A 20,129-nucleotide genomic window follows, 5' to 3' on the forward strand; every position below is an offset into this window, starting at 1 on the left:
TTCTCGTTCTGAAGGCCCGTTAATGACCCGTCAGGACCAATGCCTGGATTGGATACAACAATGCCTGAATACGCAAAAGCATTGCATGTACCAGGCCAACGGTATCGACCACGTGAAGGAATACGAACTGCCCGGTACTCAGCGGTTCTCCCGATGTCAGCCGATCATGGTTGCTTGTGTAGGCGTTGACAGTACACACCGCTCCGGGAGGAAGAAGTTCAAAACCATCCGGATAAAGCGGTTCAAGGATCGTGGTAATCGTTGAAGGCTTTACGGCTTCGCTGGTGTCGTAGAGCTGACTTCCGGCGCTGACCTGACCGGAGGCAATTTGCGTCTGCACCTCTGTGACAACGAGCGGAATGATTTTGAAGGGCATCGCCGGACAAAACGCTTCCGCAACCATGCCACGCTTCAGAACCTGCGCTTCGATCTGTCCGAAGCCGGCAACAATTCTTTCTTGCTGAGCATCGGCGGGAATGAGAATGCCAGCCGGTCGCATCAACGGGTTGACGATGTCTCCCGGTCGCAGGACAAACTGGCTTATTGAGCCATCAACGCCCGCGTACACGGTCATTTTTCCAAGCTCGACTTCCGCCTCGTCGAGGCGCGCCTCCGCGCTGCTCAGGCTGGCAGGCAGCGAAACGTTGATTTTGGTTTCTATCAGCTCCTTGTTTGCCTGCGCCGCTTCAAGGGAGCTTTGCCGGGCTGCCACAGTATTTTCCAGCTTCTCGATATCCCGCTCGCTGACAACGTTCGCGTTCCGGTCCATCAGCTCCTGACGCGTGTCGAGTTCATCCTGCGCCTGCTTGAGCGAAGCCCTGGCTTCCTCGACCTGGGCCTCGGCTACCGCCAGCTCTCCCTGAGCCAGGGCAATTTCGCCCTGAACTTCGGCAATTTGCTGTTTGGCCGTGGTAACGTCGGCTTCCTGTCGGCCACTATCCAAGCGAAAGATCGGATCGCCAGCCTTGATTTCGGTCTCCAGCTCGTTGGCAACGAAGACTTCTTCCACGCGGCCCGAACCTTCCGGCAAGATCGGGATAGTGCGGAAAGCGGAAACCGCACTTGTCGCAGTCGGGTGGAAGTAGAAGATCAGCGTGATCAGCGACACCGTAAGCATCAGGCAGGTGACGATGCCGTAACGCAGCTCGTACCAAACGGAATAGAGCGTAATCTCCCGGCCAATCCGCTTGCCCTGCACGTAGCGGCGGATCAGATAGTCAGGCAAGACAGTCAGAAGAGAACAGAAGATAAGTTCGAACATCTATCCGTCCTTCTTCTCAGGTTCTAAGGTGTTCGCCCCGGAGGGCGCCTGCGCTTCAGGAACGGCTTCGGCGACAATGGACGCTTCTGTGGACATTCCTTCCTGCGTTGCCTCAACATCAATCTCAATCTCTTGTTCTACCTTGTCCTGACGCTCGGTACCGTCATAGCGGTTCGCTATCCGGTTAAGCGCGTTTGCGATTGTGCCAATGGGGGTCGCGAAGTCAGGTAGCTGAATGAATGCCAACAGGAGTGCCGCCACCCAAAAAATGTTGTTGTGCGTGAAGAGTGCCAGCAGCCCGAGGACCGCAACCAACTCAAACTGCATTCGTCCATGTTTATGCGCCAGTCGCTCCGGCAGGGAATGCAGGTGCAAATAGAACGTACCGAGCAGCACGACGCCCAGAAGCAGGGCAGCCAGCATGATCGTCATCAATGGATCGCTGCCATCCGCAGACGGGACGAATATCGGTAGGTGATGTGGCGCAAGTTCATGCGCTTGTTCAGCCATTCCCTTCTCCCTTCAAGCTGTTTCGTGCGTCCAGCTCAACAAGATTACGTTACGTCAGCTTAAAGGGGAACAGGAGAGAACTAGAGAAAATTATTACTTCAATGAACTTTAATGGCACTGGCAGCGCCGCATGCCCGGACCGCCGCCAATGCCCTAAACCTTGGCCGCTGCCCGGTTCTTACCGGGGCGCCATACGGATGGCGCCGTCCAGTCTGATGGTTTCGCCATTGAGCATGTCGTTCTCGCAAATGGCCTTCACGAGTTTTGCATATTCGGTGGCCTTGCCCAGGCGCGACGGGAACGGCACCTGCTGACCAAGTGAATCCTGAACTTCCTGCGACAGACCGAGCAACATGGGTGTTTCGAAAATTCCAGGTGCAATGGTCATGACACGAATGCCCGACTTGGAGAGGTCCCTGGCGACCGGCAATGTCATTCCTGCGACCCCTGCCTTGGAAGCAGCATATGCGACCTGTCCGATCTGACCATCGAATGCCGCAACCGATGCCGTCGATACAATGACGCCGCGCCCTCCGTCGCTTGTGATCGGGTCGAGTGCGGCCATTCCAGTTGCCCCAATCGACAAACAGCGGAATGAACCAATCAGGTTAACTGCGACGACCTTTTCAAACATGTCGATGGGATGCGCTTCGCCGCGTGAGGTCGTCTTGGCAACCGGTGCAATTCCCGCACAATTGACCAGGATGCGTTCTTGTCCGTTGGCGCTTCGCGCCTTTTCAAAGCCTGCCTCGACACTTGCTTGATCGGTCACATCAACATCGGCAAACACACCGCCGATGTCATCGGCGACAGCGTTGCCTTGTACTGCATTGCGATCAAACAGCGTGACCTTGACCCCCTCACCAGCCAACATGCGAGCTGTCGCGGCCCCGAGCCCGGATGCTCCTCCGGTCACAATCGCGGAAAGTGTCGAATCCAGCTTCATTCACGCCTCCTCAATGGCAATTCATTGATTTCAATGAATTTTATTGCGTTAATTGACGATTAGGTCAATTTGAGTTGCAACTTGGCTGAGAATTGGTGCCGGGTCAAGCGCATTCGCAGATCGATTTCAGCGAACACCCACTGGCAGCACTGACTGTTCAGACGCTCAACTTGCAAGAACAACAAGGTCGACCGGATTGTGCATGCCGGCGACGACTGTGCTCGGCCGGTCTTCGATATCTTCAACCTGATAGCCCTGGGCACAGGCCAGGTCCCAGGTAAATCTGTCGGTCAGCGAGGAGGAGTTTTGCTCCTTGTTGGCGTCTTCCAGTTTCGCCGCACGATTGACGGCATCTCCGATGACGGTGAATTCAAGCCTGTTCTTGGAGCCGATGACACCTACCGTCACCGGGCCTGCCGCGACCGCGGTTCCAATGCGCAGCTGGCCCGGCCAACCGGCTGCCCTGAAGCGGTGCTGGTCAGTTTCAACGCTTCTTACGAGCCTCGACGCTGCCCTCAAGGCGTCAGCCGCATAAGTATCGGACGGATGAACTGCGCCAAAGGTGGCCAGGATGCCGTCTCCCAAAAATTTGTCGACCCGTCCACCTTCCTGGTTGATCACCTCAACGGCGAGGTTCTGATATTCGGCCAGGACAGCCAGGACGATCTCAGGCGGCAGTTTTGCCGAGGTTGAGGTGAAGGAGCGGATATCGGCATAAAATATTGCTGCTTCCCGCTGGCTCCCCTCACCTGCCTGCAATTCGGTATCCGCATCCGTTATCGAGGCTGCAACTTCGGGTGCAAAGAAACGTCTGAGGTCGGACGCTGCGGCATGATCCCGCGTCGCCTCAAACAACATCGACCTGCCGCGGTAGAGAGCTACAGAAAGAATGATGGTCACAGTGAAAATGACCATGGTCTTGTCCAGTTCGGCGCCGATGAGGATCGAGTTTCCGGTCAGATACTCAACGTAGTTCCGGGTAACCCGCATGTGGTCCATATCGGCAAAGGCCGCATAAAAGACCAGTCCCAGCCAACCGGCAACTGCCACGAGCCCTGTTGTCAGAACGAAGCGGGGATCAAACCTGAGCGCTCTCAGTCCGATGAAAATGAACACATACATCAGCGTCGGGGTTTTCAGGTAGAATGCCGGGTGCTGATCATACTGGATGTGAAAGGAGAATATCAGACCGACCAGAAGCGCCATGTCGACACCAATGGAAATCAGAAGATACCATTGCGGCAACTCGAACCGGTAGGAAAGAACCAGCCGCAATACTGTGAACAGAAAATACGCTCCAAGCGCGATAGGCACGAAATTGAATCCGGAAGAACCTTCAGCGCGCGGTGCGATCGCGTAGAGCGTTGTGAAAAACAGAACCAGTCCAAGCTGAACCCAGCTGATCAATCGCTCAGAGGATGCTTCTCGTGAACGGATCTCGGCGCGAACCCTGTCTGGAATTCCGGTTTCCGGTGGGCCGCCGTGGAGGATAAAGCGCAAGGAATTCCTTAGTGTGCTCATAGTGATCCAAGTTGGTCGTGCTTACGGTTCAAATTGCCAGGACTGCAACGCTGGCACCTCGGGCTCCAATGGCTTCTCGTTTCGAAGCGATCCGGCGCGCGCTGCTCTTCCCAGTGCAGCAAAGACGCGACAGGGACGCATTCCCGGAACTTGACGCTTGAATTGAAACACCCTGCCTCCAGTCAACGATCAAATGCGAACGTTGAACAGACCCTGGCTCCCGAAGGTGACTGGAGTTTCACCTGTTGAGCCGAAATGCGCAATAAGGTGCGCGCGAATGTGACCACTCGTGATTGACAACCGGCTTTCAAGACCGATTGGCACTAAAACGCAACACGCTGACGAAGCTGCTCAACCTTGCGAACAAGCTCGCTTTGCCGACGGCACCCGGATTTCGTCAATGCAGACTTAACCTGATTTCTCACCGTGTAAACACTGACTTCGCGACTGTCAGCAATCTCGGCCGGCGTCTGTCCTTCAGAAAGCATAAGAACGGACGAGGCCTCGGCCCGGCTTAGTCCAAGCTCTTTTTGTAGTTTTTCCTGGAACGTGCCCTCACTTTCGTCGGGCTTGATCGCCAGAAGAACCGCTGAGATGGACTTCGTCATAAACGCACCGAAAGGCGTATCATCCAGATCTCCAAGGCGAACGCCCATTGCCCGGCAAATCCAGCTTTTTCCATTTTCATCTGTCAGTCGCAGATTTTTGAAGACGTTCGTTTTATCGCGCAAGTGCTCGCGCGTGAACGCGGTAAATTGACTGTGAGCCTGTTCAGAACGAAATTGCAGACGGCGATTGATCACGCTGCCGACCAGGGATCCTTTGGCGAGGAGTTTTTGCGCTTCCGAGCAGGCGAAATGGATAATCATGGTCGGGTCGACCACAAAGATCGCCGTACCTGAGCCGAGCAAATGTCGCTCAGCAGCCCATTTCTCGAAGGACAGGCCCGAAATCGTCCGGTTGATTTCCAACGATTGACGAATGACAGGTGCCAGTCGAACGCAGAGTTGCAGCCATTCCTGCTCGTATTTTTCCTGATCCTTCGCACGCAGGTTTCCGCCAATGAGGAACATACGGTCCGCATCGAAGGCAAGCATCGATCCACCTCCGCCGTAAATGTCCTCCATGGGCCGAAGCAGGTCGGCATAAAAGTCCGTTTTTTTGAGAAGCTTTGTTTCACACAACTCGTCAGCGGAAATCGCACCGCCGATCGCACATTTCGAGAAATTCGCGGCAAAGGGGTTCTTGTCCGCATACTCCGTCTCATAGAGCTGCAGGATCGAGGGGTCGTAACCGGAGGAATACGCCAAGGGAGCAGCCTTGGTAAGCTGATCGTATCCAATGAGCTGAGTGCAGATTCGGGTTCCCAGCACGCGACCCAACTCGTCCAGAAACCGCTGCCATTTAGTGGGATCCATGGCGGCGGCAACCGCCAAATTGGTCAAATGAATATACTTTTCCGCAGCAACGACCACTTTTCCCCCTCGCGGTCTGATTAAATTGCAGCGCTAAAAGGCGTTTTCCCGCCTGCAACCGATACTTTTATGTCAGACATAGTCCATATGGACCATGCAATTAATGTATACACCTTGTAAACAACTATTGATCGTATCCGGCGGCTAATTGTGACGTTTTTTCAAGTCGCAAGAGGCCGATTTACGGATGCTCCTATAGGAACCCCGCATTCCTGCATCCGGCGGCGATCAATTTTTTAACCGTATAGATTTTTTTGGCGGCCATTTGGGCCGCCCTTTTTTTGCGTGAACGTGCGGAAGAAGAATTCGCCTATGGCTTCAGGATCATCCCTTCGCTTGCCACGAGTGTGCCGGGATATGCGTTCTGGGCAGCAAGACCGATCTCGTCGAGCTCGTCATCCGAACGCCGCGGATCATGGTGAAAGAGAACCGGCGTCTTGACGTGGCCTTCTCTGGCAAGCTGCACTGCCTTTTGCCAGGTCGAGTGTCCCCACCCCTTGTAGGCCTTGTATTCGTCGTCGGTGAACATGGCATCATAAATCATGATGTCTGCCCCCTGGACGAAATCCGGCAGTTCTGAATCAATCTCCGGATCGCCATGTTCGTGATCGGTGATGATGCAAATCGATTTATCTTGATATTCGAAGCGGAAACCGCAAGCCCCTCCCGGGTGGTTGAGCCGGGTGGTTTTGATAACAAGATCATCATCGCGCGGGATCTGTCCGCCAGCGGTAAATGTCTTGAATTCGACTGCCTTCAGGGTTTTCGCAGCGACCGGAAAAATAGGCGGAGACATGATCCGGCTGACGATATCAACCAGGCTCGTCTCGTCCTGGAAATGCCCTGCCCAGGCGGTTACCTCGAAATTCGGATCGTAAGCAGGTTTGAAAAATGGCAACCCGCAAATGTGGTCCAGATGAGTATGCGTGAAAAGCAGATCGAAGGATCGCGCCTTGCACTTGCAAAGCTCCATTCCGAGGTTTCGCGCACCTGATCCGCAATCCACCAGAACCAGTGCATCACCGGCCCGGATCTCGAAACACGAAGTTTCGCCCCCATAGCGCAGCGTGCTTGCTCCCGGTGTCGGTGTCGATCCTCTTACGCCCCAGCAACGAAGCGAAAATTCATCTGCCACGTGTTACTCCCTAACCGCCGGCTGCTCCTCGTCGTGCATCAGCCAGATCACGGGTTGTGCGCTCCAGTCTTAGTGCCAAAGTCCGCATAACTTCCAGTGATATATCCGGAAATTCTTTCAATAGTTTCAAGAAATCGTCTTTTGATACGGTGAGAACATCCATGTTGTTCGCAGCGACAAGTGTCGCGGTTCTCGGCACGTCGCAAAGAATGGCGATCTCACCAACGATGGAATTCTCGGAGACCTGCGCAACCTTCTTTTCGCCTTCCGGTGTGTTCACAAGAACGTCTGCGGCTCCGGACAGGATGATGAACGCACAGTCGCCCTCCTCCCCCTGAGAGCAGAGACGTTCGCCTGAAGGATACTCTGTTCGGTCGCTGATAAAGGCCAGGAGCCGCAACTTGGTTTCGTCAATTCCATGGAAAAGCGGCACCTTTCGGAGGGCTTCGACTTCGGTTTCAAGTGTCATGTTATCCTCCCTGCTTCTTCTGGCATATTCTCATTGGACCGAGCAATTGGAGCCCGCAGCTCCCCTGCTTCTCCAAGCATTCCTTCATGTTACTATTCCTTATCTGAAATCCTGCCCTGATCCAAAACAAAGCGCTGATCGAATTCGGCAGCAATATCGGCGTTGGATGTGCCGTATAGGAAAGTTTTTCCAGACAAGATTTGCCTTAAATCATTGCGCAAAACTTTGTCGTCTTCAGTCATTCCCGTAGCAATATCATCCAATATAGTGATTTTTGCATTCTTTAGTAAGCCGCGCACCAGCGCAATTCTACGACGTTGCCCTGCTGACAACCTGGAGCCGGACACTCCCACGTGATATCCGAATCCGGCATAGATGATTGGGGTTCGAAGCCCAGTTTCCTCAACGATGGTGCGAATAACGTCGTCGATGCGGCGCCGTGCGTCGCGCCGGTCCACCCTGGCCCGGCCGAACAACAGATTGTCTTCGATCGTAAGCGGTGGCAGGTAAACGTCCGGATCGAACGCGACGAAGTTATCGCTGTTTTTGACCACGCCTTCCAGGAAGCGTTTGCGCGCGCCGATAATCTCGTCCTTGAGCTCGTCTGTCATGACGCCGAGACGATGGCGGGCGGGAACCAGTTTGAAAGCCAGTCCTGTGAGCCGTGACCGGTCGGCATCTGTCAGCCCTGGCCGTTGCTGACCGGACTTGGCGATGCGGACAATGCGCTCGAATTCGGGCAACTCGTCCTGATTGATGAAGGAATAGGCGCCGAGCAACCCGCTGTCACCCGATACGTTGGAGAACAACTCGAGCATGGTTTCGGCAATTTTCAGACCGATCTGCTGAAGTTTCTGGTCAAATCCCGTCTCGGACAGGAAGGCTTTTACTTCCTCCAGATCCGGAACCTGATCCATGGTGATTTCCGGATCAGACGGGACTGCGAAGAACAGGTTGTCCGCAAGGCTTGCACTGGCATTGAAACGGTCTCGATGCCAGAGCTCGACAAGTCCGCTTAGCGCCGGTTCGTCGGCGATTCTGCCTGCAAGACTTTTGCGAACGCTCAGTATCCGTTCCGCGAACGTGTCGTTCATGGAGGGGTCAAACCGGGATTGCAGACCCAGCCGATAGATGTCGTTGTCGAGCTTTACCGCCTCAAGCAGCTCCAACGCCTTTTCGTCCAACCCAGCTTCATTGGCAACTCCAGCCGCCTGAAGATCATCCCAATCGGCCGCCAGATCGTAAACGGGGTTCATCGTCTGCTTTGCTTCGTTGACGCGCCGCTTGTACATCTTCAGCTCTTCGCCGTCGCGCTCTGGCGCAACCAGGGGCCTGTGGCGAAGGCCGTAGTAAAGATTGTCCCGGATCGTACCTGTCCAGATATGAACGGCGCCACCGACATAGGCAATCTCCCGTCCCAGCGTGGCATCGGTGAGTTTGTCGAGATCGTGTTCGCCGATGAAGACCTTTCCGGACGATGCAGAGACAAGTCCCGCCGCCAACTGCAATACTTCCGACCGGCCAGAGCCGTCCGGCCCGACAATAGCGCAGGCCGTGCCGGCTGGCACCGTCAGACTGACATCCATTACTTCCTGACCTGCCGCACCACCGGAGAAACTGACCTGCTCGAACTTGACGTCGCCGCTCAGCTCGACCTGTTCGTCAGATGTCAGGCGTTCCGTATCGTATATGTCCTGCGGGTCGAAGTTTTCGACAACGGTCTGGTACTTCACGCTGACATCGGCCGTCATCTGATAGAAGGAAAGGAGCAGTTTCCAGGGACCCGCCAGGTCCTTGTAGGCCGCAATCACAGCCAGCAAGGCACCCATGCTCAGATTGCCTTCGATCACCAGGTACCCGCCGATCAGGTAGAAAAAGAACGGCGTCAGCTGGTTCATGAAGTTGTTCAGGAACTTGATGAGGAACTTCCGGTTAAAGATCTCGTAGCGGATCTTGAAGTTCTCATAAAGGCGGTCGGATACGTCTGCAGAGTGCCACGCAGCCGCATCATTCGCGTGAATTTCCGCGACACCGGTGATGCTCTCACCGACCTTGTCAGCAATCAGCCGGACATTCTTGACCCGCTTGCGCGACAGAAGGACAACCCTCTTCTGCAGCATCGGAATGACGTATCCCTGAATGGGATAGGAACTTACCGCAGCCACTCCCAGAAGCGGGTCCTGCATGAAAATGAAGCCGAGCTGAACCAGCAGCATGCCACCCTGGTAGGCCGGCAGCGCAAACGCCTCCCCGATGTAACCGCCGACATCTTCCACTTCCGAGGTGATCATCGGGATGATTTCTCCCGAGCTCACTTTGCGGAAATGCGGCAAGCGGAACCTCAGAACTCTTTGGAACAACTCGAATCGCAAACGCCGCAACATGCGCTCGCCAAGTCGCCCCTTATAGACGTTCAGAAAGTACTTCAGACCGTTGGAAACGACGACGAGCCCGAGAAAGGTGAAACAGAGCAGCACCAGATAGGGTATCTGATCGAAGTCAAAACCCAGAACATTTCGCGGAAAATTGTCGCCCTGCACCGCGTCGTTGACGATCAGTTTCGGCAACTCGAGCAGGAAATAGACCACCGGATAAGAAAGCACGGTGACCATGAGTATGAAGATCTGCTGACGGGAACTGTACTTCCAGATAAAGCGAAAAAGGCTTTTTTCCATTAGTTCATCCAAACAGATAAGGATCAATTATGTTCAAGCAGATCATTTTAGGTATATTAACGATCCCAATTCGATGCGCTAGCCGGGATTAGCATTTGCCACAAGCACTTTGAAACCGTTCCTTGTCAAAAGTCATGTCCCAAATAATTTCTGGGCGTGACAAAGGCCAACAACTTGAGACATAAGCTCCGCGGAGCATCTTTACAAATTTAGGGGCAGTATGAATTCCAAAACGCCGAAGATTCTGATTTACAGCCATGACTCGTTTGGTCTTGGCCATCTCAGACGTTGCCGTGCGATTGCCCAATCTCTTGTCGGCGACTTCGATACGCTGTCGGTCCTGATTCTTTCAGGCTCACCGATTATCGGCAGTTTCGAATTCCGCTCCCGTGTGGATTTTGTCCGCATCCCCGGGGTGATCAAACTGCGCAACGGCGAATACACACCCCTATCCCTGCATATCAATATCGACCAGACGCTCGCGATCCGCTCCTCCATTATCGAACACACCGCCAAAGTCTTTGAACCCGACATTTTCATCGTCGACAAGGAACCGCTCGGTCTGCGTGGCGAGGTACTCGGAACCCTGGAGTCTTTGAAAGACACCGACACACGTCTTGTTCTCGGCCTGCGTGATGTCATGGACGATCCGCAGGTCCTGCGAGAAGAATGGGACCGCAAGAACGTCTACCCGGCTTTGAAGGACCTCTATGACGAGATCTGGGTGTATGGCCCGGAAGGGATTTGTGACCCCTTGGAGGGCCTGACGCTTCCGGACGGCGTTTCGCAGAAGCTGCGTTACACCGGATATCTACGACGGGATCTGCCACAGTCGATTGCAGAACAACCAGCGCCAACGCCTTTCGGCGAAGAGCCCTACATTCTGGTCACGCCAGGCGGCGGCGGTGACGGTGTTGAAATGGTCGACTGGGTGATGCGCGCCTATGAGGCCCGGCAACGCCCCCTGTTTCCGGCTCTGATCGTTCTCGGCCCCTTCATGCCGGCTGCCGCGGCCGCGCAATTCAGCGAACGTGCCGAACACCTGCGGGATGTTGAAATCATCCGTTTCACTCCGCAGATCGAACCCTATCTTGCCAACGCGACTGCAATCGTCGGCATGGGTGGCTACAACACGTTCTGCGAAATCCTGTCCTTCGACAAACCGACGCTGATGGTTCCCCGGATCATGCCGCGCCGCGAGCAGGCAATCAGGGCGGAGCGCGCTGAGCAGAGCGGTCTCCTGAAAGTCCTGCCAATCGACCGCTATCCCGATGCAGACCTGATGGCGGTTGCCCTGTCCGAACTGCCCGGAACTCCTTCTCCCTCTGCCGCCGGTGTTGAAAACCTTCTCGGCGGGCTTGATGTTATCTCCACCAGGGTGGGTGAAGTCTTCGAGGAGCATCAGCTTGCGGACGATCTCAAACTGGTGAACTTCTAACCGGCCGCTTTCCGCTTCTCCTCTTTGTTCAAGAGCTTCTCGATGTCCCGTATCGCCGTTGTGGTCAAAGGCTATCCGCGCCTGTCCGAAACCTTTATTGCCCAGGAGATGCTTGGTCTTGAACGCCGCGGCGTCGACATTCTCATCGTCGCCTTACGCAAACCCTACGACCCTTACATTCATGAAGTGCATCGGCAGATAAGCGCTGAAGTGATGTACCTGCCGGAATACGTGAAGGATGATCCGGCGCGTGTTGCACGGGCAAAACGATGGGCTGAAAGCCAACCGACCTACAACACTGCCAAGGCTCTGTTCGATGCGGACTTCGCCCATCAATCCAACGCCGATCGTCAACGCAGATGGGCACAAGGCTGTGTCTTTGCCCATGAGCTGCCCGAGGATGTGACGTGGATCTACACCCACTATCTGCACACGCCTTGCTCAGCAGCCCGCTATGCTGCGCACCTTTCAGGCAGGAAGTGGTCATTTTCAGCCCATGCGAAGGATATCTGGACAAGCCCGGAGTGGGACCTCAGGACCAAGATCAACGACGCGGCCTGGGGCGTCACCTGCACCAGCGTCAACGCGCAATATCTGCAAGAGCTTGCTGACGATCCGAAGAAAGTCGAACTGCTTTATCACGGTCTGGACTTTTCCGGCTTTCCATTCCCCAGTGATGCGCCTTCCGAGCGTGATGGCAGCGGCGATGCGGTCCGTATCGTATCTGTGGGGCGCGCGGTGGAAAAGAAGGGCTATGACGACTTGCTGTCAGCGCTGGCGAAACTTCCCGCCGACCTCAACTGGCATTTCACGCATGTCGGTGGTGGCGAGCTGTCGGACGCCCTGAAATCCACCGCAGACGAACTCGGTCTTTCGAAAAACATTACCTGGCGCGGAGCCCAACCTCGCGAAGAAGTCATTTCCACCTGCCGGCAAGCAGACTTGTTCGTGCTGCCCTCCAAGCTTGCAAAGACCGGAGACCGTGATGGCTTGCCAAACGTGCTGATGGAAGCCCAATCGATGGGGCTCTGCTGTCTGTCCACTCGAGTTTCCGCAATTCCGGAGCTTATCAAAGACGAGGAAACAGGAATTCTGGTTGAACCGGGTGCTGCGGAAGAACTTGCCACGGCGCTGGACGCTCTCATCAGGGACCCTGGGCGACGCCGAACACTCGGCCTCGCTGCGGCAGACCTGGTCCGAAAAGAGTTCTCCACCGACCCCGGACTTGACCGCCTGGCAGCAAAATTTCGTAAGGTGCTCTGACACAAACGTTCGGGGACACCCATGAAAATTGCCTTCACCGCTCCGATGAAGCCACTGGACCATCCGGTGCCGTCCGGTGATCGGACCATGGGTAGGCTGATTGTCCGGGCTCTGGAACGTGCCGGCCATGAGGTTCGCATTGCCACCGACTTTCGCTCCTGGCGCAAGGAAGGCAGCGACAACATTCAAGGTGCGGTCAAGCAGGAAGCGCTTCTGGAGGCTGCCCGGATCACCGAAGCGTGGCAAAAGGAAAGCTACAGGCCCGACCTCTTCCTGACCTACCATCTTTATCACAAGGCTCCGGACTGGATCGGTCCATCCCTGGCAGACGGATTTGCAATACCTTACGCGATTATCGAGGCCAGCCGCGCACCCAAGCGCAAATCCGGCAATTGGGCATTCGGATTTGCTGCCGCGGATGACGCGCTAAGCCGGGCAGATGCGGTTGCAGCCATTCATCATGCCGATGCCGAATGTCTTCGCGCCGTCGTTGCACCTGACCACCTTGACGTTGTCCTGCCGTTTCTGGACGCGGCGCCCTACCAGCTGTCAACAGCATCGAAGCGTCAATCGGCTCAGACACCGCTCAAATTGCTCACGGTCGGAATGATGCGCGAAGGCGACAAGACCAGATCATATGAAATGCTCGCGAAAGCGCTCCTGCTTCTTCAAGATTACCCTTGGCACCTCACAATCGTTGGAGACGGCCCTTCCAGGGACCATGTGCTGAGCCTGTTTTCACCCGAAAGGATCAGCTGGCTGGGCGCACTGTCTCCCGAAGCCCTCCCCTCTCAATATGCCAGTCACGACCTGTTTGTATGGCCGGCAATTCGCGAAGCGTTCGGGTTGGTCTTTCTCGAAGCGCAGGCTGCCGGAACCGGGGTGGTGGCCGGCGATGCCTTTGGCGTGCCCGACATCGTAGTGGACGGAGATACAGGTCTTCTTTCACCGGAAGGGGATGCCGAGGCTTTTGCGGCCAATCTGAAACGCGTGATCGACGCTCCGGAGACAGCGGACCGGATGGGTCTGGCCGCTTCAAACCATATTGAGAACAATCACACATTGGCTGCCGGAGCTGAACGACTCGACGCTCTTTTGCAAAAGGCAATCGGAAACTACCTGCAACGGAACAAGGCGTAACGGGCATGAGTTTCAAAGCCTTCATTCACGTACAGCACCTTTTGGGCACAGGACACGTTTTCCGCGCAGCCGCGATCGGCAAGGCGCTTGCGGCAAACGGTGTCGAAGTTACGCTCGCCAGCGGCAACAGGATTCCTCCGACACTGGACACCGGCCCACTCAAGATCGTCGAGCTTCCTGCCTGCAAAAGTCCGGACGCTGATTTCAAGCGTCTTGTCACACTCGACAACCAAGATATTGACGAAGCTTGGAAAAAAGCGCGCGTTAATGCATCGATTCAAGCTTTTGAAGCAGAGGATTACGATCTCCTGCTGACGGAGACCTACCCCTTTGGCCGACGCCAGTTGGACTTTGAGCTGACGCCACTTCTCGAGGTTGCGAAATCCAGGTCAAAGCCCCCACTCATCGCGACCTCCATCCGTGACATCCTGGTTCGCAAGAAGGAACTCTGGAAGGAAGAATGGATGGCGGACCAGGCATTGAGATATTACGACCGCATTCTGGTTCACTCCGACCCGGAGTTCATCCAGCTCGCCGACAGCTTTCCGTTTTTGGAACGCGTAGAGCATCTGGTGCGCTACACTGGATATGTGAACGGAGAAAATCGACCGCCGGTCGACGGATCAGATGGCGAAGATGAAGTCGTCATTTCCTGCGGCGGCAGTGCTGTCGCGGAAAACCTGCTCTCGGCTGCACTTGAGGCCCGGCCACTGTCTCGCCGGGCAGAAGACACGGTTTGGCGCGTTCTGATTGGTCACGGCATATCCGACGATGCATTCTCCATATATGCGAAGAACGCCGGAGAAGGCATGGTCGTCGAGCGGGCGCGGCGTGATTTCCCGGAGCTTTTGAAGCGAGCGCGACTTTCCGTGAGTCAGGCCGGATACAACACGGTGCTTGATGTCCTGATCGCCGGTGTGCCGGCTGTATTCGTGCCCTTTGCGCAGGCAAACGAGACGGAGCAGACCCAGCGCGCTGAGGCTCTTGCCGCTCACGGCCGCGCCGTGATCTCAACAGAGGCCGGTCTGTCTCCCGAGCGGCTTGCAGCAGCCATTGACGATGCCCTCTCCCTGCCACGCAAGCCGGCTCCGGTGAAACTGGGCGGCGCGGAAACGGGGGCCGAACTTCTGCTGCGGGATTTGCGAGATCGCATCGATTGATCCATCTTGTGCTGGCACGATGGCGATGCAATCCATTTGTCGGGAAAGGGCAAAGTATCGATGGAACTTCGCAACTTCAAAGCGCTGAACAACTTGGCCGACACGTCGGACTATGTCGCCATGCTGGAGGCTTTCGACACCATCCCTCAACTGCGAGAGTTGAAAGAGATTGCGCGCGAGCGCGGAGGCATTGCCAGCGGAAAATCCGTACTGGACATCGGATGCGGCTTCGGCCTGGAAACCCTTCGTCTTGCAGAGATCGCCGGACCCGAAGGCCGTGTCAACGGGCTGGACAAAAGCGACGCCTTCATCGCAGAGGCAAGGCGCCGTGCAGAAGCGGCCGGACATCCGATCAATTATCAGATCGGAGACGCAACCAGTCTCCCATTCGAAGATTCTTCATTCGATTGCGTTCGTGCGGAACGTCTTTTGATCTACCTGAAGAACTTCCAGTCGGTCATTGCCGAAATGAAGCGCGTTTTGAAGCCAGGTGGTCATCTGGCGCTGATCGAGCCGGACATTTCGACAATCACGATCAACGTGACCGATCGCGCGCTTTTGCGAAAGGTGATCGATTATGAAATTGCTCATGCTGTAGAGCAAAGCTGGTTGCCGGGCCCCTTGAACACGACGCTTCAGGACCTCGGGTATCAGGACATTGAATGCGCCTCACGAGCTCTGATCTTCCGTCAGGATCTGGGTGCTGCCTATTTCAAAAGCCTCGGCGTTCACGCCGAAGAAGCCGGCGCGATCACCGAGGCGGAAAATCGGGAATGGCAACAGTCGATTGACAGGTTGCGAGAGAAAGGCCAAATCTTCGCCACAGTCGGTTACTTCCTCTTCACCGCCACCCGTCCATGACTTCCAGCCGGATTGCGATTTCTTGACCAGGCCTATCCCTGCTGCCGACCTGCAGCGTTTCAAAGACGATTTGACGTCCCATCTGGACTGGTTTGCCGAACGCGGCCGCAAGGTCCGGTTCTGGTGGCGGGACGACGATGCCGTTGAACCGACACCCCTGCTCGACAGGATGCTGGAAATCGCCAACAGCTACGGTGTCGACATTGCGCTCGCGGTCATCCCGAAAGATGCAACCGAAGCTCTGGCGGAACGATTGACTGACGAGCCGCATGCCTGGGTTCTGCAGCACGGTTGGCAACACAAAAACTTCCAGCTCAAGGAAAGGCGCGAAAAGGCCGCCGAACTCGGTTCACGACGTGATCCGGACGAGTTGATGGCACAGCTTGCGGAAGGCAAAGCCCGGCTTGAAACATTGTTCGGCGACAAGTTCATTCCGGCCATGGTGCCACCGTGGAACCGGATCGATCCGGAGATATCCCGCCGCTTGCCCAGCATCGGCCTGCCGGGGCTTTCCACCTTCACCTGGCACAACTTCCCGCGCGATCATCAGATCCAATCCCATATCGATATTCTGAAATGGAAGAAGCAGGTCCGCTTCATCGGTTGGGAGAGCGCGCGACTGCGCTTCGACCTGCAGCTTACCCGCCGGCGAAATATCCGCAAGGAACCCGTGGGCCTGCTCACGCATCATCTGGCACATGACGAAGGCTGCTTCGAGTTCCTGGAAGAGTTCCTGGCAATTGCCGCCCATCACGAGGGAGCGGAATGGCCGGAAGTGAGGGAACTGTTTGATTAATAACTGACTTCTGCCACACACACCTTCAACAGGGGGATTTCAGTTGCGTGACACGCTCTACCTGCTGGAGCCCGGTTTCGAAGACCCGGCTTATCCCGACAAAGTTTTCTACTGCTGGCATTGCGCGCTCATGGAAGGCGTGCTTGCGTCATTTCCGGATCTTGCACAAAAACTTGACGTAAAGCGGATCGGCTGGTCCCGGCCACGTCAGGAGATCGTCAACCTTCTGGGTAAAGACAACCAAAGCCTTCCGGTGCTGGTTCTTGCAGAGGGAGGCTTCATCAACAACAAGGATGAAATCCTGCAAGCCCTGTCCGCACGGCATGGTTTTCCATTGCCGCATCCTTAGATGCGCAGCGCCTCTTATCGATCTCTTTTCAACTGCCTCCAGTCGCTGAAGACAACCAGCCACCTCCCTCTTTTCGGGCGCCTCCAGGTTGTTATCCCGGACGCAGCACAGCGAAGATCCGGGGTCCAGTACGCCGCGACAGTCGAATACCAATTGCGGTGAGTGCGTTTACCGGATCCCCGCTTTCGCAGGAATGACAACCCAACTCACATGCGTCTCATTTCTGCATTGGGAATGTCGAATTCAGCACACGCCCAAACTCCCTCCGCAACATCGCAAGCTTCGGATCGATGTAGGTCTTGCAAAAGGGGCGATCCGGATTGGTGGCGTAGTAATTCTGAAAACGCTCATCCGAAGGTTTGAAGGCAACAAAGGGGAGCACGCTGGTTACAAGTGGTTCCTCAAACCCGGACTGTAAATCACCCAAAATGCCCTCGACCTTATCGTTCGTTTCAGCCTCGAAGACATAGACCGCACTGCGATACTTGCCGCGCATCTTGTGATGTGAGGTGCTGGAATGGGTTCTGAGATGGATTTCGATCAGCACTTCCAGAGGAAGAACGGCAGGGTCAAAAGTCACGATCACAGCTTCGGACCAACTGTCTTCCGGTGGATTGGAATGGATGAAACCCTGTTCGACATTCTCCACGCTGGAAAGCGCCTGAAAGACGGCTTCAGTGCACCAGTGGCAGCCTCCGCCCAGTCCGATTTTCATTGTCGTTCCTGAAATCATGTTTCTTTTGCGCCAGTCACTCATCGAACAATGCCAGCCCTCGTCCTGCTCTCGCCTTGTAACGTGACTTCGGAGTGGCAAGGCAAATCACTTTCTCAGGATCTGCCCGTGTAGGTGCTGCTGGATATCATCCACTCTGCCACCCGGCGAACGGGAGAATCCGGAGCCTCCTCTTCTCGAAAGGTGATGAAATATCCGCGACCGGATCCGGCTGAAACATCGGTCAGCCTGACCAGTGCGCCGCTGTCCAGAAAAACGTCCAGCAAACCGGCCCAGCAAAGGCACACCCCCTGCCCGGCGAGCGCTGCATTGACCATCAATGCGTAACTGTCAAAGTCCAGTGTTCGCAGCTTGGACCGCGCCGGAGACCCGACCGCATCGAACCAGGTTTCCCAGTTGTACCAGGCACCGGCGTCACGATGCTGGCCCAAGAGACGTTCGGATTTCAGGATGTCCACTGTCAGCAGCTTGCCTGACTTTTCGACAAAGGCGGGACTTGCGACCGGAAAAACGTCTTCCCCAAGCACCACACCTACTTCCAGACCCGGCCAATTGCCGTCACCGAACCTAATCTGAACATCCGCCGTTGCAGTTTCGTCCGTATGCGCCTGACTTATAATCTGAATAGACGTGTCCGGCAGCGCCTGCTCCAGCTCAGGCAGGCGTGGTATCAGCCAATAGGCCGCAAATCCGGATCCACAACTGACACTGACACTGTCGCTTGCTGCCGCATCCCGCATTCGCTCGACCACGGCTTCAATCCGCGCAAGTCCTGACCTCAATACATCGTAGAGCTCCTGCCCTTCTGCGGTTAACTGCAAGGGCCGAGAGCTCCTGTCGATGACCTTGCAGCCGAGATCTTCTTCCAGCAAAGCAAGGCGCCGACTGACCGCCGGCTGAGATACGTTCAGTTCCAGGGCTGCCCGGGTCAAGGTACCGTGCCGCGCGACTGCGTCAAAGGCGAACAAGCTGGAGAAAGGTGGCAGTCGGCTCATACTATAACCTCAGCGTATAGTGTCATGAGATTTTCCAATATTGCACAAAGACAGACTTTCGAGGAGATTTCCAGCCATCAATTCAACAATCGGATGTCGAACCTCGAATGGACGGAGAAAGTCTCATGCACATCAGCGACGTTCTTGAAGACACGCAGCAGGGCATCCTGGCCACGGACTTTTGCCGTCTTCCCCGTGGGTTTGCCGAACATGTGGACCATCAGGCCGTTGAAGGCGGAACGGACCCCGTCTACGGCTCGGTTGAATGGCGAACGCTGATTTGCGCCAACAAGACACCGTCGAGCGGACTTGTCTTCGGAGTTGCAAACTTTCCGCCGGGTGGATGTCTCAACAGACACCGGCATGCGCCAGCCGAATTCTATTTCGGCCTGACCGGTTCAGGGATCGTGACGATTGAGGGCGAACAGCTGCGGATCGAACCGGGTGTTGCAATCTACATTCCGCCAAACGCTGAACATGGGGTGGTGGCAAACGCGGATGGTCTTTCAATCGCTTACGGTTTTCCATCAGACACCTTTGATGCCATTGACTACGAGTTTGCTTGAATGGCCGGCTCGCTCCGTACCCGTAGCGACCTCAATGCGAATGAGTTTCGGTTTGACAAGCTGCTCGCTATGAGAGAATGTCCCCGCATGATCAACTTTCAGATGACTATTCTTGTGACCACACATACCGCCGTTCCTGCAGGGGACGCGGCATGGTCGTCATGGGCAGACATCTGACCTGATCACCATTGCACCCCTGCTTCGAGGAGCAGGGATTGCAATCAACCTCTGCTCTCTCGAACAACCCAAAGAGAGCCGGTATGATATCCGAGAGAATTCCGCCATCCGAAAGTGAAGCTGCATCAAGCGCCCGTTCCTGGCCTGAAGGACTGCACATCCGTGCTGAATCGCCCGCCGACGCGGAAGCGATCACCGCGCTGCAGAACATGCCCGGCTACCGGGCCGGGACGATGCGTATGCCTTATCCGCGCGAAAAAGACGTCAAAAGCCAGATTGAAAACAGGTCGGGAGAGGTTGTTTCCCTGGTTGCGGTTCAAGAGGGGATCATTGTTGCGAGTGCGGGATTTACGCGGTTCTCCGGGCGGCGCATCCACGCGGCCATAATGGGAATTGGCGTTCACGACGACTACACCGGGCGCGGGATCGGGCGTGCACTCATGTCCGAATTGCTGGAGGTTGCCGACAACTGGATGAATATCCGCCGCCTCGAACTCACCGTGTTCACCGACAATGTGCCGGCAATCAGGCTTTATGAACGCGCCGGTTTTGAGATCGAAGGCACCTTACGTTCGTTCGGATTCCGCAACGGTGAATATGCAGATGCCTACTCGATGGCCCGCATCCGCTGCTGACAACAGGAACACATGACAGCATTG

The 20,129-nt window shown here is 55.6% G+C and carries 19 protein-coding genes; 9 read left to right on the top strand and 10 right to left on the bottom strand.

From position 1 onward, the window contains the following. Positions 1–19: 19 nt before the first annotated feature. The 8 genes from ABLQ08_RS02645 to ABLQ08_RS02680 all read right to left on the bottom strand — a co-directional run bounded on the left by ABLQ08_RS02645 (position 20) and on the right by ABLQ08_RS02680 (position 9,992). Positions 20–1,261 (bottom strand): HlyD family secretion protein, encoded by a 1,242-nt coding sequence (locus ABLQ08_RS02645; RefSeq protein ID WP_352939217.1) that lies wholly within the window; start codon positions 1,259–1,261, stop codon positions 20–22. Further along, positions 1,262–1,771, bottom strand: coding sequence for a hypothetical protein (locus ABLQ08_RS02650; RefSeq protein WP_352939219.1), 510 nt, complete (start codon positions 1,769–1,771; stop codon positions 1,262–1,264). It abuts the gene before it with no gap. Positions 1,772–1,949: 178 nt separating this feature from the next. Next, positions 1,950–2,717: an SDR family NAD(P)-dependent oxidoreductase gene (locus ABLQ08_RS02655; protein ID WP_352939221.1), complete on the bottom strand. Its 768-nt coding sequence runs from the start codon at positions 2,715–2,717 to the stop codon at positions 1,950–1,952. Positions 2,718–2,882: 165 nt separating this feature from the next. After that, positions 2,883–4,238, bottom strand: a complete 1,356-nt coding sequence (locus tag ABLQ08_RS02660; RefSeq protein ID WP_352939223.1) for an adenylate/guanylate cyclase domain-containing protein — start codon at positions 4,236–4,238, stop codon at positions 2,883–2,885. A 323-nt stretch (positions 4,239–4,561) separates the two neighbouring features. Beyond that, on the bottom strand, positions 4,562–5,683 hold the full coding sequence (locus ABLQ08_RS02665; RefSeq protein ID WP_352939226.1) for a helix-turn-helix transcriptional regulator: 1,122 nt from the start codon (positions 5,681–5,683) through the stop codon (positions 4,562–4,564). Between the two features lie 340 nt (positions 5,684–6,023). After that, positions 6,024–6,848, bottom strand: coding sequence for an MBL fold metallo-hydrolase (locus ABLQ08_RS02670; protein ID WP_352939229.1), 825 nt, complete (start codon positions 6,846–6,848; stop codon positions 6,024–6,026). Positions 6,849–6,858: 10 nt separating this feature from the next. Beyond that, positions 6,859–7,317: a cyclic nucleotide-binding domain-containing protein gene (locus ABLQ08_RS02675; protein ID WP_352939231.1), complete on the bottom strand. Its 459-nt coding sequence runs from the start codon at positions 7,315–7,317 to the stop codon at positions 6,859–6,861. 92 nt (positions 7,318–7,409) lie between these two features. Then, positions 7,410–9,992: an ATP-binding cassette domain-containing protein gene (locus tag ABLQ08_RS02680; RefSeq protein ID WP_352939234.1), complete on the bottom strand. Its 2,583-nt coding sequence runs from the start codon at positions 9,990–9,992 to the stop codon at positions 7,410–7,412. 220 nt (positions 9,993–10,212) lie between these two features. On the opposite strand from ABLQ08_RS02680, the gene ABLQ08_RS02685 reads away from it, so the two are divergent. The 7 genes from ABLQ08_RS02685 to ABLQ08_RS02715 are packed head-to-tail and all read left to right on the top strand — an operon-like array spanning position 10,213 to position 16,999. Next, positions 10,213–11,430: a glycosyltransferase family protein gene (locus ABLQ08_RS02685; RefSeq protein WP_352939237.1), complete on the top strand. Its 1,218-nt coding sequence runs from the start codon at positions 10,213–10,215 to the stop codon at positions 11,428–11,430. Between the two features lie 42 nt (positions 11,431–11,472). Then, entirely contained in the window at positions 11,473–12,693 is a 1,221-nt protein-coding gene (locus ABLQ08_RS02690) for a glycosyltransferase family 4 protein (protein WP_352939239.1), read from the top strand. A gap of 21 nt (positions 12,694–12,714) precedes the next feature. Further along, positions 12,715–13,833 (top strand): glycosyltransferase family 4 protein, encoded by a 1,119-nt coding sequence (locus tag ABLQ08_RS02695; protein ID WP_352939241.1) that lies wholly within the window; start codon positions 12,715–12,717, stop codon positions 13,831–13,833. 5 nt (positions 13,834–13,838) lie between these two features. Continuing rightward, entirely contained in the window at positions 13,839–14,993 is a 1,155-nt protein-coding gene (locus ABLQ08_RS02700) for a glycosyltransferase family protein (protein ID WP_352939244.1), read from the top strand. 60 nt (positions 14,994–15,053) lie between these two features. Continuing rightward, positions 15,054–15,854: a methyltransferase domain-containing protein gene (locus ABLQ08_RS02705; RefSeq protein ID WP_352939246.1), complete on the top strand. Its 801-nt coding sequence runs from the start codon at positions 15,054–15,056 to the stop codon at positions 15,852–15,854. 22 nt (positions 15,855–15,876) lie between these two features. Next, a complete protein-coding gene (locus ABLQ08_RS02710; RefSeq protein ID WP_352939249.1) occupies positions 15,877–16,650 on the top strand; it encodes a polysaccharide deacetylase family protein in 774 nt (257 codons plus the stop codon). A gap of 43 nt (positions 16,651–16,693) precedes the next feature. After that, the gene (locus ABLQ08_RS02715; RefSeq protein WP_352939251.1) at positions 16,694–16,999 is read left to right on the top strand and encodes a DUF3088 domain-containing protein; all 306 of its coding nucleotides are present in this window, start codon (positions 16,694–16,696) and stop codon (positions 16,997–16,999) included. A 217-nt stretch (positions 17,000–17,216) separates the two neighbouring features. Here ABLQ08_RS02715 and ABLQ08_RS02720 read toward each other — a convergent pair whose 3' ends face one another. Together ABLQ08_RS02720 and ABLQ08_RS02725 are read right to left on the bottom strand one after the other, a co-directional pair. Continuing rightward, positions 17,217–17,714, bottom strand: coding sequence for a peptide-methionine (S)-S-oxide reductase (locus ABLQ08_RS02720; RefSeq protein WP_352939254.1), 498 nt, complete (start codon positions 17,712–17,714; stop codon positions 17,217–17,219). A 113-nt stretch (positions 17,715–17,827) separates the two neighbouring features. Beyond that, the gene (locus ABLQ08_RS02725; RefSeq protein ID WP_352939256.1) at positions 17,828–18,727 is read right to left on the bottom strand and encodes a LysR substrate-binding domain-containing protein; all 900 of its coding nucleotides are present in this window, start codon (positions 18,725–18,727) and stop codon (positions 17,828–17,830) included. A gap of 125 nt (positions 18,728–18,852) precedes the next feature. Between ABLQ08_RS02725 and ABLQ08_RS02730 the strand changes: the two genes are divergently transcribed. Together ABLQ08_RS02730 and ABLQ08_RS02735 are read left to right on the top strand one after the other, a co-directional pair. After that, the gene (locus ABLQ08_RS02730; RefSeq protein ID WP_352939258.1) at positions 18,853–19,293 is read left to right on the top strand and encodes a cupin domain-containing protein; all 441 of its coding nucleotides are present in this window, start codon (positions 18,853–18,855) and stop codon (positions 19,291–19,293) included. 260 nt (positions 19,294–19,553) lie between these two features. After that, positions 19,554–20,105 carry a GNAT family N-acetyltransferase gene (locus tag ABLQ08_RS02735; protein WP_352939261.1) on the top strand — a complete coding sequence of 184 codons (552 nt, stop codon included), beginning with the start codon at positions 19,554–19,556 and terminating at the stop codon, positions 20,103–20,105. Positions 20,106–20,129: the final 24 nt, after the last annotated feature.

Source organism: Roseibium sp. SCP14, from assembly GCF_040329475.1.
In the GTDB taxonomy this organism is placed as follows: domain Bacteria; phylum Pseudomonadota; class Alphaproteobacteria; order Rhizobiales; family Stappiaceae; genus Roseibium.

Bases quoted from the DNA above. Each gene is read 5' to 3' on its own strand.
- ABLQ08_RS02690 (WP_352939239.1), top strand. From the start codon at position 11,473: ATGTCCCGTATCGCCGTTGTGGTCAAAGGCTATCCGCGCCTGTCCGAA.
- ABLQ08_RS02735 (WP_352939261.1), top strand. From the start codon at position 19,554: ATGATATCCGAGAGAATTCCGCCATCCGAAAGTGAAGCTGCATCAAGC.
- ABLQ08_RS02645 (WP_352939217.1), bottom strand. From the start codon at position 1,261: ATGTTCGAACTTATCTTCTGTTCTCTTCTGACTGTCTTGCCTGACTAT.
- ABLQ08_RS02685 (WP_352939237.1), top strand. From the start codon at position 10,213: ATGAATTCCAAAACGCCGAAGATTCTGATTTACAGCCATGACTCGTTT.
- ABLQ08_RS02695 (WP_352939241.1), top strand. From the start codon at position 12,715: ATGAAAATTGCCTTCACCGCTCCGATGAAGCCACTGGACCATCCGGTG.
- ABLQ08_RS02655 (WP_352939221.1), bottom strand. From the start codon at position 2,717: ATGAAGCTGGATTCGACACTTTCCGCGATTGTGACCGGAGGAGCATCC.
- ABLQ08_RS02680 (WP_352939234.1), bottom strand. From the start codon at position 9,992: ATGGAAAAAAGCCTTTTTCGCTTTATCTGGAAGTACAGTTCCCGTCAG.
- ABLQ08_RS02660 (WP_352939223.1), bottom strand. From the start codon at position 4,238: ATGAGCACACTAAGGAATTCCTTGCGCTTTATCCTCCACGGCGGCCCA.
- ABLQ08_RS02650 (WP_352939219.1), bottom strand. From the start codon at position 1,771: ATGGCTGAACAAGCGCATGAACTTGCGCCACATCACCTACCGATATTC.
- ABLQ08_RS02675 (WP_352939231.1), bottom strand. From the start codon at position 7,317: ATGACACTTGAAACCGAAGTCGAAGCCCTCCGAAAGGTGCCGCTTTTC.
- ABLQ08_RS02700 (WP_352939244.1), top strand. From the start codon at position 13,839: ATGAGTTTCAAAGCCTTCATTCACGTACAGCACCTTTTGGGCACAGGA.
- ABLQ08_RS02725 (WP_352939256.1), bottom strand. From the start codon at position 18,727: ATGAGCCGACTGCCACCTTTCTCCAGCTTGTTCGCCTTTGACGCAGTC.
- ABLQ08_RS02705 (WP_352939246.1), top strand. From the start codon at position 15,054: ATGGAACTTCGCAACTTCAAAGCGCTGAACAACTTGGCCGACACGTCG.
- ABLQ08_RS02720 (WP_352939254.1), bottom strand. From the start codon at position 17,714: ATGAAAATCGGACTGGGCGGAGGCTGCCACTGGTGCACTGAAGCCGTC.
- ABLQ08_RS02730 (WP_352939258.1), top strand. From the start codon at position 18,853: ATGCACATCAGCGACGTTCTTGAAGACACGCAGCAGGGCATCCTGGCC.